The 13884-nt window shown below is 73.8% G+C and carries 8 protein-coding genes; 4 read left to right on the top strand and 4 right to left on the bottom strand.

Annotated features, from left to right (window positions below; translation table 11 throughout):
* Positions 1–7: 7 nt before the first annotated feature.
* Complete coding sequence (locus WMF33_RS47705) at positions 8–1162, bottom strand: ferritin-like domain-containing protein (protein WP_437316745.1); 1155 nt, start codon at positions 1160–1162, stop codon at positions 8–10.
* A gap of 286 nt (positions 1163–1448) precedes the next feature.
* Positions 1449–2939, bottom strand: coding sequence for a serine/threonine-protein kinase (locus WMF33_RS47700; RefSeq protein WP_437334784.1), 1491 nt, complete (start codon positions 2937–2939; stop codon positions 1449–1451).
* Between the two features lie 247 nt (positions 2940–3186).
* Here WMF33_RS47700 and WMF33_RS47695 point away from each other — a divergent pair, with 247 nt between their 5' ends.
* Both WMF33_RS47695 and WMF33_RS47690 read left to right on the top strand, forming a co-directional pair.
* Positions 3187–3954, top strand: coding sequence for a hypothetical protein (locus WMF33_RS47695; protein ID WP_437334783.1), 768 nt, complete (start codon positions 3187–3189; stop codon positions 3952–3954).
* 8 nt (positions 3955–3962) lie between these two features.
* Positions 3963–8234: a serine/threonine-protein kinase gene (locus WMF33_RS47690; protein ID WP_437334782.1), complete on the top strand. Its 4272-nt coding sequence runs from the start codon at positions 3963–3965 to the stop codon at positions 8232–8234.
* Between the two features lie 386 nt (positions 8235–8620).
* Here WMF33_RS47690 and WMF33_RS47685 read toward each other — a convergent pair whose 3' ends face one another.
* Entirely contained in the window at positions 8621–8746 is a 126-nt protein-coding gene (locus tag WMF33_RS47685) for a hypothetical protein (protein ID WP_437334781.1), read from the bottom strand.
* Positions 8747–8786: 40 nt separating this feature from the next.
* Here WMF33_RS47685 and WMF33_RS47680 point away from each other — a divergent pair, with 40 nt between their 5' ends.
* Entirely contained in the window at positions 8787–9107 is a 321-nt protein-coding gene (locus WMF33_RS47680; RefSeq protein WP_437334780.1) for a hypothetical protein, read from the top strand.
* A gap of 17 nt (positions 9108–9124) precedes the next feature.
* Positions 9125–9934, top strand: coding sequence for a sugar phosphate nucleotidyltransferase (locus tag WMF33_RS47675; protein ID WP_437339587.1), 810 nt, complete (start codon positions 9125–9127; stop codon positions 9932–9934).
* Between the two features lie 4 nt (positions 9935–9938).
* Here the strand turns inward: WMF33_RS47675 and WMF33_RS47670 are convergent, their stop codons facing one another.
* Positions 9939–13880, bottom strand: coding sequence for a protein kinase domain-containing protein (locus tag WMF33_RS47670; RefSeq protein ID WP_437334779.1), 3942 nt, complete (start codon positions 13878–13880; stop codon positions 9939–9941).
* Positions 13881–13884: the final 4 nt, after the last annotated feature.

The following is a 13884-nucleotide window of genomic DNA, read 5'->3' as shown; positions in this document are numbered from 1 at the left end:
CGCGGCCTCACGCGTCGTCGAGCAGCTCCTTGGCCGTCAGCTCGCTGGCCGACCGCCCGTGCTCGTACTCGAGCAGCCCGATCGAGGCGTAGCGCGGCCGGATCCGCCCGGAGAGCAGGCCGATCCGCTTCAGGTTCGGCACGATCCGCTTGAACATCGTCCGGCGGAAGAACCCCATCAGGTCGCTCTCGAGCATGAGCTTGTCCCACTCGCACCGCGTCATGCGGTGGGCATAGAACTCGTCATAGAACTCGTGCGCCAAGAACCGGTTGCGGAGCAGCAGCGACAGCTCGAACGCCCAGTCCTCCCGCTCCCTCCGCGCCCGCTCGCCTATGCCCTCGCGGTAGAACCTGGTCAGCGCGAGGACCCCATAATGCACGTGGCGCGCCTCGTCGGTGATCACCGACCGGAGGACGTCCTTGAGCAGCGGCTCGCTCGTCACCTGTCGAATCGAGCTGAACGCGCCGAGCGCGAGGCCCTCGATCATGATCTGCATGCCGAGGAACTTCATGTCCCACCGGCCGTCGCTCATGATCGCGTCGATGACGACATACAGGTTGTCGTTGATCTCGTAGAGCTTCTCCAGCTTCTGCGTGAGGTAGGCGTGGAACACCTCCACGTGGCGCCCCTCGTCGGCGACCTGCGTGCTCCCGTAGAGCTTGGCGTCGAGCGAGGGCACACACTCGGTGACCTGCGACGCCGCGAACAGGGCGCCCTGCTCGCCGTGCAGGAACTGGCTCAGCATCCAGGAGAGGAGCCCGTGGCGCTGCGCCGCCCGCTCCCGCTCCGAGAGCCTCCCCCAGATCGGCAGCTTGGACGGCGGCATCCAGCTGTCGGGCAAGAGCGGCATCGCCGGATCGAGCCAATCGACGTCGCGAGACCAGTCGAGGTCGGTCGTCGCGTTCCACTGGGACGTCTTGGCCAGATGGTAGAGCCTCGCCATGTCTGGGTCGTCCCGCCCGTAACTCCAGTTAAAGCTGGCCTCGTATCCAACCGAGATATCGGTCGAGCCCACGCCCTTGCCGCGCCGCTGGACGAAGCCGCGAAAGGCTGGCCCGAGCAGCGACGCGAGCACCCGGACGTTGCCGCTGCTCGATGCGTCGCGGAGGAGAGGGGCGGAATCGAGGAGGGTCTGGATAGCTTGCTGGAGGCGCATGGACATGAGAGCTTTCCGGAGCGGCGAGGCGCGGACGCGAGGTCGAGCAACCCGCGGGCCGCCTTTATAATGGCATCTATCGTCGGGCGGCAATCGCCTCTTGATCGTTTTTGCGTCGTCATATCGACTCCGGGAGATCCCGAGTCCGCCAGGGGGTCCACGCCGAGCGCGCGCCCGTCGCTTCCCTGACATTGCACCTCGCAGGGGGCCGGGCTTCGGGCGCGGCGGGCGCGGCGGGCGCGGCGCGGCGGGCGTAGCGCGGCGCGCGGCGAGGGCCGCGCGCCCCGGCGCCTCAGATCGCGCGGCTGCGCAAGGTCGGCGCCGGCGAGGAGCACTGCGCCGAGGGCTCTCCGATCAGCGCGAGGCGGCCCGGCCCGGCGGAGAGCTCGAGTCCGTCGACTCCCCGGATCGCCTCCTCGGTCGCGCAGAGCCCGTGCACCGGCTCGGCCGGCGCCCACGCGCCGACCCGCGCCAGGTCGCCGCCGATGATCTCCGGGTGGGGCATCCAGCGCACCACGACCCGCCCGGCGTGCAGGCACAGGTTCGGGTGCACGCGCGCGTCCGGGCGGCTCCTCTGCGCGATCTCCTCGTGCAGCGCGGCGGCGATCGCGATCACCGCCGCCCGCTCCCGCAGCGCCTCGCAGGCGTCGCAGGAGAGCAAGCGCGCGGCGAGGATCTCGCTGCCGGTCACCGACACCAGCGTGAGCCCGGCGTCGCGGAGGCGCTCCTCCGCGAGGTCCAGCACGAGGCCGAGCTCCTCGGCGAGCGCGTCGTCGAGATCGTCGGCGTCGGTGCGCAGCCGCAGGTCGAGGTACACCGCGATCGCGTCCGTCTCGAGCTCCGGCGTGCTGCTCCGCCCCGACGTCGGCTCGCCCACGGCCTCGCGGAGCGCGCAGAGGAAGCTCTTCACCGACGGGTAGCGGTGCTCCGGCTGCTTCTCCAGGCAGCGCAGGACGATCGCGTCGAGCGCGGGCGGCAGCGGGGTCCGCCGGCTCGGGCGCGGCGGCGGCTCCTCCAGGTGCTGCCGGAGCAGCTCGGCCGCGTCCGGCGAGTAGAACGGGAGCTTGCCCGTGAGGAGCCGGTGGAGCAGGACGCCGAGCGCGTACACGTCGACGCGCGCGTCGAGGGGGCCGCCGAGGATCTGCTCGGGCGCCATGATCGTGAGCGTGCCTGGCGCCCTCCCCGCCGTGGTGAAGCCGCTCGCCCCCTCCTCGGGCTCCATCAGCTTGGCGATCCCGAAATCGAGGAGCTTGACCGCGCGCGGCGCGCCCCGCGAGACGAAGATGTTGCTGCCCTTCACGTCGCGGTGGATGATGCCGGCGGCGTGCGCCGCGTCGAGCGCCGAACAGACCGGCTCGAGCAGCTCGAGCGCCCGCTCCGGCGAGAGCCTCCCCTCCTGCCGGAGGAGCACGTCGAGCGTCAGCCCGTCGAGGTGCTCCATCACGTAAAACGGCCGGCCGTCCGGGAGCTCGCCGGCGTCATGAATGTCGACGATGCCAGGGTGGTTGAGCAGCCTCACCACCTCGATCTCGCGCAGGAAGCGCTTCACCATCTTCGGCGAGGCGGCGAGCGTCCCGTGCAGCACCTTCATCGCCACGCGCGCGCCCGTCTGGAGATGTCTCGCCTCGTACACAGCGCCACATCCGCCCCGGGCGATGGGCGCCACAACACTGTAATTGCCCGCGCGCGCGCCGCACGGGAGCTCTCCTCGGGAGAACGACCTCTCCTCTAGGGAAAACGCCCTCGTCTCGTTATCGCGCGTCGCCAACCCATCCAATGTCATAACCCCCCCGATACGACTAAGGGCTCACCCGAGCGACGTTTTTACCAGCACGTGACGATCGTGTTGTCGCTACACGTCGCTTCACCTGGTGGTACAGTAAATCCATCGTTGTCCCGACGGTAGCCTATTCCATCTGCTGGCGGAACGGGGGAGGGAACTGATGAAAGGGCGAATTCACGCGCGTCACCTGCGCACGCTTTCGTTGGTCGCATTGCTGCCCTGCTGCGGTGGCAGCGACGGATTTCCTGTGGAGTCGGGGTCGGTCGAGGCAGCCTCAAGTGCGCTCCGCAATCACAACGCCCTCAACCCCAACGCCCTCAACCCCAACGCCCTCAACCCCAACGCCCTCAACCCCAACGCGCTCGCCCCGAACAGACTCGAGGGGAGCAGCCTGGCGCCGACCGCCTTCTCCGCCATCACCGACCCAGGGGAGCTCGGCGCGATGTCCAGGCAGCTCCTTCAATACATTGTCAGCTGCGCGCTCAGCACGTCGCAGTCGCTCCGCTTCTCGTGGCGCGACGAGCTCGACGAACCGCACGACGAGGTCTACTGGGGGCACCTCGGCCTCGCCCCGAGCTGGACCGACGAGCCGCTGAGCGCCTCCCGGAGGCAGTGGGTCTCGGCCTGCGTGGCCTCGCGCGCAAACCGGGCTGGCGTCTCGGTGATGATCTCGTCGCGCGGGACGCATCAGGCCCTCAGGTACCCGGACCGGAGCGAGATGGCGTCCTTTCCGAGGGAGGAGGGCGCGTTCTGGGGCGACCTGTTCACGAGCGCCCCCCGCTTCTATGCCTGCTACAACGAGTCCAACGCCGAGAGGTCGCGCGACCACAGCAGGGACTGCGCTACGGGGCTCCCCGACCCGGAGGGCGGCGTCCGGGAATGCCCGAACATTCACATCGTGGGCTCATGCGATCTCGTGTGCGGCCCGCTCCACGCCGCCAGCGGCTATCGCCCGAGCTGCACCAACGATCGAGGCGAGTCGTCGTCCGCGGTGATTACGACGTTCCTGCCCTGAGGCCCCCCATGTCGCCCGATGTTCGTCGAGACGGACGCGGCGCCCACGCGGGTGGGCTCGCCGCGCGGTGCAGGGAATGCGGCAGGCGGGTCGCGCGCGCGGACCCCGGGTGCCCGCAGCACGGCCCGGCGCTGCGGCACGCCGGTCCGGAGCCCGGCGCCCCGAGCGGCGCGGACGACGCCAACACCGGCTGGCCCCGCGAGGCGCCGCCGCCCAGCATCGCGGGCTACCGCGACGTCCGCCTCGCCGGCGCGGGCGGGTTCGGGGCCGTGTTCGCGGCCGAGCCGGAGGGCGGCGGTCCGACCGTGGCGATCAAGGTCGCGCGCGAAGACCGCCCCGACGCCGGCGTCCGCCTCGTCGAGGAGATGCGGGCCCTCCACGACATCGGCCCGCCCCACGTGCCCGCCGTCCACGCGTGCGGCCAGCTCCCCTCCGGGCTGCCGTACTTCGTCATGGATTACCTCGACGGCCCGACGCTCGCCGACCGCATGGTCGCCTCCGGCATCGCCGGCCCGGTGCCGGCGCGCGCGGCGTGCTCCCTCGTCCGCGCCGCGCTCCGGGCGCTCGAGGCGGTGCACGCGCGCGGCTACGTGCACCGCGACATCAAGCCCGAGAACATCTTCATCCATCCCGGCGCGCCGCTGTCCGCCGCCGCCCGGGACGGCGGGCACCGCGCCACCATCATCGATCTCGGCCTCGCGGCGGGGCACCGCGACCCGTCGCTCCGCATCACCGCCGAGAGCGAGGCGCCCGGCACCGCCGAGTACATGGCGCCCGAGCAGTGCGACGGCCACGGCGACATCGACGTGCGCGCGGACGTGTATGCGCTCGGCGTCGTGCTGTTCGAGCTCCTCACCGGCAAACCGCCGTTCTGGGGCCCTCCCGCCCTGGTGCGGCAGGATCACCTGAGCCGCCGCCCCCCGCGGCCCTCCTCGATCGCGCCGATCTCCGGGTCGCTCGAGGACATCGTGCTCCGGTGCCTCGCCAAGGACAGGAATCAGCGCTTCGAGACCGCCGCGGCGCTCGGCGCCGCCCTGGAGACCTTCGAGCGCGCCCAGGAGCGCCGCCCCTCGCGCCTCCGGCGCCTCACCACGGAGCCGCCGCCGAGCGCCCGCCGCGTCGAGCGGCGCGCGGTCGCGCTCCTCTTCTTCGAGGCCGAGCTCGACGTCGTGGCCCTCCAGCGGAGGCTCGGCGCGCTCGGCGGCGAGCTCGCGCACGCCGCCGGCAACCGCTTCGTCGCCGTCTTCGACCACGCGGACGGCGCGAGCCCGCTGCGCCGCGCGATGCACGCCGGCCGAGAGCTCGAGCAGCAGCGCGTCCTCGCCCGCGGGCTGCTCGACCTCGCGTCCGTGTCCGTCCAGCCGCGGCCCGACGGCTCGCGCCGGTTCCTGAGCCCGCTCTTCCACCGGGAGGATCGCTTCGCGCCGAACCGCCCCCCGGGGCTCACCCTGTCGCCGGCCGCCGTGGAGGCGCTCGGCGACGGCGGCGCGCAGCCCCCGGGCGACTCCCTCCCCCCGCCCGGGCCGTCCTCCGTTCGGTCCGGGCCGACCTCCGCCCGGCCCGACGCCGACACCGCGTTCGACACCGGCTCGCAGCCGCTCTTCGGCCGCAACGACGTCCTCGACGCGCTCGTCGCCGGCGCGCGCGACGCCGCGGCGAACGCGACGCCCACCATCGCCAGCGTCATCGGCGTGGCCGGCCACGGCAAGAGCCGCCTCGCCGGCGCCCTCGTGCAGCGGCTGCGCGAGATCGACGGCCGCGCCGAGGTGATCGAGCTCCGCACCGGCGAGCCGGTGGCCGGCGGGGCCGACCGCGTCGTCCGGGAGATCCTCCAGCAGGCGCTCGCGCTGCCGTCGTCCCCGCCCGCCGACGGCGGCAGCGAGCTCCTCCGGCGCCGCCTCGGCGCCGCGCAGGAGCGGCTCGGGGCCGCCGTGGCGCTCGCGCTCGGCTGGATCAGCGACGGCGCGCTCGCCGAGGAGCGCTACCCGGAGCTCCGCGCGCTCTCCGCGGCGCCCGGCGCGCTCCGCGCCGCGCTCACCGTGGCGGCCGGCGAGGCGCTCCGCCGGCGGTCGCGGAGGACGCCGCTCTTCGTGGTGCTCGACGACGCGCACGCGGCGGACGACGCGGCGCTCGCCGCGCTCGAGTACGCGGCGCTCGCCGAGGCGCAGGCGCCGCTCTTCATCTGCGCCTTCGGCCGGCCGAGCTTCGAGAGCGCGCGCCCCGACTGGGGCGAGCGCGCCGCGCGCCGCGAGACCTACCGCCTCGAGGCGCTCGATCGCGAGAGCGCGATCGCCCTCTGCCGGCGGCTGCTCCTGCCCGCCGAGGACGTGCCCGAGCCCGCGCTCGCGCATCTCGTCGAGCGCGCGCAGGGCGTCCCGCTCCTGCTCATCGAGCTCGTGCGCGGCCTCAAGCGCGAGGGCATCGTGCGCCGGCACCCGCGGGGCGACGCCTGGTACCTCGCGACGGACGAGCTCGATCGCCTGCCGGACATGCCGCTCCTCGACTGGCTCGCGCTCGGCGAGATCGACGCGCTCCCGCCCGCGCTGCAGGCGCACGCGCGCCTCATCGCGCTCCTCGGCCCCGACGTCGCCGTCGCCGAGGTGGCCGGCGTGCTGAAGCGGCTCGACGAGCACGGCGAGGCGGACGACCTCCCGCTCGACGGCGAGGTGGCGGTGAAGCGGCTGCTCGCCGCGGGCCTGCTCGTCCAGGATCGCCGAGGCCGCATCGGCTTCCGCCACGCGCTGGTCCGCGAGGCGGTGGCCCGCGGCGCGCCCGAGGCGCTCCGCCGGCGCGCCCACCTCGCGGCCTTCAAGCTGCACCGCGACGCCGCCGACGAAGAGGAGGGCGAGCGCGACGCGCCCCACCTCAAGGACGCGCGCCTGCTCCCGTTCGCGTACCACGCGGCCCAGGCGGGGCTCGGCGAGGTCGCCGAGGCCGCCTACCTCACCTTGGCCGAGCGCGCGCGCGCCCGGCACGCCTACCTCGACGCGGAGTCGTTCTACAGCCGCGCGCTGGAGCAGCCGATCGAGCCGACGGCCCCGAGCGCCGGGGCCCCACAGGGCCACGCGCCCGGCGCGCCGGGCCGCGCGCGCCCCGACCGCGCGGCGGCGCACCGGGGCCGCGGCCTCATGCGCTACCGCCTCGGCCGCTACCACGACGCGCTCGCCGATTTCGCCAGCGCGCGGACCATCGCGCGCGCGCGGGGCGACGTCCCGGCGCAGATCGACATCCTCCTCGACGAGGCCACGGCGCTCGACTGGATGGACGAGTTCAAGAGCTCCGAGGAGCGCGTCGAGGAGGCGCGCGCGCTCGCCGAGGGGCTCGCGCTGTCGCCGGCGCTCGCCGCGCGCCTCGCGCTCGGCGTCGGGCGCTCGCTCCACCGCTTCAGCCGGGAGGAGGAGGCGGCCGCCGCGCTCGAGCGGGCGGCGGCCGACTCCGCCTCGCTCGGGGCCGACGGCTACGAGACGCGGGTCATCTCGCTGCTCATGCTCGGCTTCGTCCTCCAGGGGCTCGACCGCCTCGACGACGCCGAGGAGGCGCTCGGCCAGGCGATCGCGCTCTGCGAGGCGCACCACGACACGCTGCACCTCGGCTCGGTGACGAACAACCGCGCGCTCCTCTGGGCGTGCCGCGGCGACAAGGCCCGGATGATCGCCGACCTCGAGCGGGTGCTCTCGCTCGCGCGCGAGCTCGGCCAGAGCGGGCTCGAGCGGATCGGCGAGTACAACCTCGGCGAGTACCTCTACCTCATGGACGACCTCGCGGCGGCGAAGCCGCACATCGAGCGCGCGCTGGAGATCGAGCAGCACCGCTTCTGCGGGATGTGCCGGCCGGTCGCCCTGCTCCTCAAGACGCGCTTCCTCTTCTATTGCGGCGAGCACGCCGAGGCCCGCGCGCTGTTCGAGCGGATGCGCGAGATGCAGGAGCAAGCGCGCGCCGAGGGGCGCGTCGACGCGCTGATGGTCCCCTCGGAGGAGGTGCTCTGCGCGATGATCGACCTGGCGACGCGGGACGGGAGCGACGCCGCGTGGGACGCGCTCGTGGAGCGCTCGGCGCAGAGCTCGGTCGGCCAGGAGCACATCGAGGTGCTCGAGATCCGCGCGGTCACCGCGCTGCGCCGCGGCCGGCTCGCCGCCGCGCGGAGCGCGCTCTCGGCCGCGCTCCTGGCCGCGGAGCGCATCCCGAACGTGATGGCCGACCGGCTGCGCCGCCACGCCGCCGCCATCGCCGAGCGCGAAGCCGCAGAGCCCGCCGTGGATCGGCCGACGTTGCCCGCGTGAGCGCACCTCGGCAGTCGATGTGTTCCATGGGATCACCCGCGCGGGGTCGTCGCCTGCCGTCGTGACAGAAACCTGACGCGGGTCGTCACATCACCGCTCGCTACGTCCGTGCCTGATGCCCTCTCGGGCATTCACTGTAGAGACTGCCAACTTTCCTGTCCGGGATCGCGCGTTGTGAGAGCGTCAATCCTGAGGCGATTGCCACTCGCTCGCGCGAGCGCGCGCCGCGCGAGCCCCGCGCCGGCTTGACAAGGGTGGATCGCGATCGGCTTGACATGTCATGAGTCCATCACGAATCGATAGCCGCGATCCGGGCTCAGCTTGACAAAGCGGGTCTCGCGCTCGACTTGATCTCGAGGTCCGCAGGTACGATGTTGAACTCCGATTCACACGCCCCGCGCATCGGCGTCCTCCACCCAGTCACGCGGCGCCGCCTCGATCGCGCGGGCGAGCGGCGTCTCCACGGCGCAAGGATCGCACAACCATTTGAATTGGTTGAACAAAATGCCCACAAGTAAGCGTCGCTCGCGCTCGCCGGAGCGAGCATTGAAGATGGTGAACCTGGAGCTCGGTATACGCTCGTCCCAAGGCCGTGAGCTCGCCTCGTCGCCGCGGGATCTCGCTCCCGCGCTCACCGTGGAGCGCCGCCGCGCCGCCCCCGCGCAGCACAATATACGTCACGCCGCTCACCGCGCCGCGCGTGGCAATCCCGGACATGAACGTGATTTCCTCGACATGGACTACATCGCTTCATCGAAGCGAGGGCGCCGCGATCTCGAGCGCGGCGCGCCCGTGATCCAGCGCTGCGCCGCCCCTCACCGCCGCTCCGCCGCGCCGCGCGGCGGGCCGCTCTCGGCGGGGGTGCGCGCGTGAGAGGACGACAGGCCACCGTGTGGGGGCTCATCCCGGCTGCCGGCCGGGAGCCCCGGATTCAGCCGCTCGCCTTCTCGAACGAGCTCCTCCCGATCGGCAGCCGGCTCGAGCAGGGCGCCGTGCAGCCCCGCGCCGCGAGCGAGCACCTCGTCGAGCGCATGCTGCGCGCCGGCGCGACCCGGATCTGCTTCGTCGTCTCGCCAGGCAGGTCGGAGCTCCTCGAGTACTACGGCGCCGCCATCGGGCAGGCGAGCCTGTCGTACGCCGTCCAGCCGCGTCCGGCTGGCCTCTGCGACGCGGTCTTCCGCGCGCTCCCGCTCATCGCGCCCGACGATCTCGTGTTCGTCGGCCTCCCGGACGCGCTCTGGTTCCCCGAAGACGGGCTGTCCGCGCTCGTGGCTCAGGCGCTCTCGTTCCTCCTCTTCCCGTTCGACCGCCCGGGGCGCTTCGAAGCCGTCGTCACCGACGGCCATGGGCGCGTCGTCGAGATCCAGGCGAGGCGCCGCGACGCCGCGTCGCGCTGGATCTGGGGCGCCTTCAAGCTGACCGGCGCCGTGCTCCAGGAGCTCTACGGGCTCTGGTGCGAGCGGGGCCGGCGCGACGAGCACATCGGCCCCCTCGTCAACGAGTACATCGCCCGCGGGGGCGTGGCGCTCGGCGTCCCCGCCGGGCACGCGTACGTCGAGGTCGGGACCGTCGACGGCTACCGCGAGGCCCTCCGCCTCCTGAGCTCCCGGACGAGCCCGCAAGCGGCCGGGGACGGCGAGCGGCGCGAGCCCGCCGGCGCGCCCGCCGCGCTGCGCGCGGCCGGGGGCGAGGCCCCCTGACCCGTCACCCGGCGAGCGCCAGCGTCCTCGCGTTGTCGGGCACGCACGTCAAGAAGCGCTCGCGGAAGCTCGGATCGCTGATCTTCTCCGCGCGGCTGAGCAGGTGCTCGCGCGCGGCGGCGAGCGCCTCCGCCGCCTCCCGCTCGGCGCCGGCGGCGGCGAGCGCCTCGGCGTACGCGAGCCGCACCAGCGCCTCGCCCTCCTCGAGCGAGCCCGCCTCCTCGAGCTGCGCGAACGCCTCGCGCGCGGCCGGCAGCGCCTCGTCCTTCCGGCCTTGCGCGAGCAGCGCGCGCGAGAGCACCGCGACCGCGGCGGCGCGCAGCGGCGGCACCACCGTCAGCGCCTCGACCGCCGCGCGCGCCTCGCGCTCGGCGCCCGCCGGGTCGCCCGAGAGCAGCAGGATCTTCGCGAGGTACGTCAGCGTCACGCCCTCCATCCGCCGGTCGCCCTGCTGCTGGAACGCCGCCGCCGCGCGCTGCTCGAGGAGCTTCGCCTCCTCCAGCTGCCCGAGGTGGGCGATGACGTAGCCGAGGTTCTGGAGCGCCGCCGTCTCCAGGTCGTCGAGGCCCATGCGCTGCGCCGCCGCGAGCGCCGTGCGGAGCGCCGACTCCGCCACCTCGAAGTCGCCGAGCTCGCCGTACAAGAAGCCCAGGTTCTCGCGCACCGTGCAGGCGTTCCGGCGATCGCCGGCCTGCTCGAACGCCGCGAGCGCCGCCGTGAGCCCGCTCAGCGCCGCCCCGATGTCGCCCTTCGTCTGCGCCCGGAACGCGCGCGCCTGCTGGTAGAGCCCCACCGCCTGCGGCTCGAGCCCGGCGGGCTCGCTCGCGACCGCCTCGAGCATCTGGATCAGCCGGTCGGCCGCCGCGTAACGGCCGCCGAAGACCAGGTACGTCGCGCCCTCGCACAGGCACATGATCCGGGCGCTCATCGCGCCCGCCGCCTCGGCCACCCGCGTCGTCCAGGCCTCGACCCGATCGAAGTGGCCGAGCTTCCCCTCCGCGACGATCACCTGCCCGATGGCGCGGAACCACGCCGAGCTGCCGATCCGGACGAGGCTCGCCGCCTCGGTGCCGCGCTGCACGGCGAGCGCCGTCTCCTGCTGCCACAGGCTGATCTCGGCCTCCACCAGCCGCAGCCGCCCGAGCTCCTCGTCGGCCGCCCCGCACCGCACGCCCATCTCGGCGCGCGCGAGCGCGCTCGCGAGATCGTTCGCCTCCAGCGCCTGCTCCGCGGCCCGCCGGTACCACTTCACCGCGCGCGCCGGCTCGCCGCCGAGCCGGAAGTGCTCCGCCATCGCCATCGCGTCGGTGTGCCCGCTCCGCTCGAGCCACTCGCCGGCCAGCTTGTGGCCGAGGGCGCGGTCCGGCTCCGTCAGCATCGCGTACGCGGCCTCGCGCACGATCGCGTGGCGGAAGACGTAGTCGGTCGGGATGAGCCACCCCGGCGTCTGGGCCGGCGCGATGAGCTCGCGCGCCGCCAGCGCGTCGAGCCACGTCTCGGTCTCCTTCACGCGCGAGGCGCCGCCGAGCAGCGCCGCAACCGCGAGCTTCGAGAACCGATCGCCGAAGATGCTCGCTGCCCGCAGCACCCGCTTCGCCTCGTGCCCCTCGGCGTCGAGCCGCGCCTCGACCGTGCCCAGCACCGAGTCGGGCAGCACGTCCCCCTTGCCGTCCGCGACCGCGCGGATGAGCTCCTCCAGGTAGAACGGGTTGCCGTCGGCCCGCTCCACGACCCGGGCCACGATCTCGGCGGGCGTGTCCTCGCCGAGCGCGCTGCGCACCATCCGCTCGCTCGCCTTGGCGGGCAGCGGCCCGAGCTTGATCGTCTGCACCTCGCGATCCGTCCACAGGCCGGGGAACTGCTTGGTGACCTCGGGTCGGGCCAGCGCGAGCAGCGTGAGCGGCAGATCCCGGAGGTTCCGCAGCGTCTGGTCGATGAGGCGCACGGTCGCCGGGTCGCCCCACTGCAGGTCCTCGAGCACGAGCAGCACCGGCTGCGCCGCGCACTCGGCGGCGAGCCAGTCCTCCCACGCCGCGCGCGTCGCGTCGGCCATCAGCATCGCGTTCTCGCGCGCCGCGCGCAGCCCGCTCGTCTCGCCGTCGGGGAACGGCGTCCGCGTGAGCTCGCCCAGGAACGCCGCGACCCGGTTCAGCGCGTCGCCGCTCAGGTGGCGCCCGAGCCGCCGCTTCAGCTTGCGCCGCCGGGCCTCCACCGGCTCGCCCTCGCGCATCCCCGCCGACTTGCGGATCGCGTCCGCGATGAGGCCGAACGGCGACCCCGCGGCCACCGACTCGGCCCGGCCGGCGAGGATCTCCACCGTCCCGAACTGGCGCCGCACCCGGGTGAGGAACTCCAGGCGGAGCCGCGACTTGCCGGCGCCGGCCGGGCCGATCACCAAGACCGCGCTCGCCAGCGACTCGCTCACGCAGCCGGAGAACACGCCCTCCAGCATGGACAGCTCGCGGCTGCGGCCGACCCAGACGCTCGGCTTGCCGAGCAGGACGGGGGTGCTCTCGTCGGCCGCCGTCTCGCTCGCGAGGAACGGCCCCTTCTCGTCCGTGTCGATTTTGAGCCGGCCGCCGACGACGCTGGCGGTGACGTCGTCGAGCCGGACGACGCCGCCCTGCGCCGCCCGCAGGGCGCGCACCCCCCGGTCGATCACGTCGCCCTCGATGAGCTTCGCCGACGACACCCCGCGCCCCGTCGCGACGGCGAGCGGGATGCCCGGGAACCGCGCGCGCAGGGCGAGCGCGCACCGCGCCGCCCGCTCCGCCCGGTCCACGGCGCTGCCGGCGCCGGCGAGGATCGCGATGAGCGACCCGCGCGAGATCTCGGTGATGTGCGCGCCGTACGGCTCCACCGCGGCGCGCACCTCCGAGCGAGGCACCGAGGAGCCCGGGCCCTCGTTCGAGATCTCCTGCAGCACGCTCGAGACGTCCGAGGCGCTCGGGACGCCGCCGGCCGCCGCCACGCTCATCTCGACGTCGTCCGGCTCGCCGGCGAGCACGAGCGACACGAGCCGCTGCTCGCTGCGCGTGAGGAAGCCCGGGGGCCGCGCCGAGCGCATGGTCGCGTCGCGCGGCGACGCCAGCGTGGCGGGCCGCGGCGTCGCCCAGGCGTCGAGCGCCTCCGCCAGCTGCGCGAGCTGCACCCCGACCTCGCCGCAGTCGCGCGGCCGCTCCTCGGGGTTCTTCGCCATCATCCGGTCGATGAGCTGCTCCAGCGGCTCCGGCACGTCCGCGCGGACGTCGCGCAGCCGTGGCGTCTGCTGGAACAGGAGCTTGGCGAGCGCGGCCATGACGTGCGCCCCTTCGAAGGCCGGGCGGCCCGCGATGCACTCGTAGAACACGCACGCCAGCGAGAACACGTCCGCGCGCGCGTCGAGGGAGCTCCCGCTCTCGATCTGCTCGGGCGCGATGTACCCCGGCGTCCCGAGGATCCCGCCGGTGTAGGTCAGCCGCCGCGACTCTCCGTCGGGCCGCGCGATCCCGAAGTCGACGAGCTTGAGCTGACCGACGTCGCCGGCGACGAGGAAGATGTTGCTCGGCTTGACGTCGCGGTGGATGATCCCGCGCGAGTGCGCGAAGGCGAGCGCGTCCGCCGTCCTGCGCAGCACCCCGAGGCTCTCGGCGAGCGAGAGCTGCCGGCGCGCGAGGCACGCCGCCAGGTCCTCGCCCTCCAGCCACTCCATGGCGAGGTAGTGGTCCCCGGCGCCCGTCCGGCCGTGGGCGACGTACCGCACGATCCCGGGGTGGCTCAGCTCGGCGAGGATCTGCGACTCGCGCTCGAAGCGCTCGACGTCGAAGGCCTCGCGGCTGTGCAGGAGCTTGAGGGCGACGTGGCGCGCGTCGAGGCGATCGTGGGCGCGATAGACCGTCCCCATCCCCCCGGCCGCAACCTGCTGCTCGACGACGAATCGGCTCGCGAGGACGGCCCCGGACTCCACGCTG

It is taken from the genome of Sorangium sp. So ce394, assembly GCF_051474665.1.
Taxonomy (GTDB): Bacteria; Myxococcota_A; Polyangia; order Polyangiales; family Polyangiaceae; genus Sorangium; species Sorangium cellulosum_D.
The sequence above is the reverse complement of the archived record's forward strand: the minus strand, read 5'-3'. Positions and strand labels throughout refer to the sequence as shown.

What these genes read in the sequence shown, in the direction of transcription:
- WMF33_RS47705 (WP_437316745.1), bottom strand. Translation starts at nt 1,162, where the DNA reads ATGTCCATGCGCCTCCAGCAAGCTATCCAGACCCTCCTCGATTCCGCC.
- WMF33_RS47700 (WP_437334784.1), bottom strand. Translation starts at nt 2,939, where the DNA reads ATGACATTGGATGGGTTGGCGACGCGCGATAACGAGACGAGGGCGTTT.
- WMF33_RS47690 (WP_437334782.1), top strand. Translation starts at nt 3,963, where the DNA reads ATGTCGCCCGATGTTCGTCGAGACGGACGCGGCGCCCACGCGGGTGGG.
- WMF33_RS47680 (WP_437334780.1), top strand. Translation starts at nt 8,787, where the DNA reads ATGGTGAACCTGGAGCTCGGTATACGCTCGTCCCAAGGCCGTGAGCTC.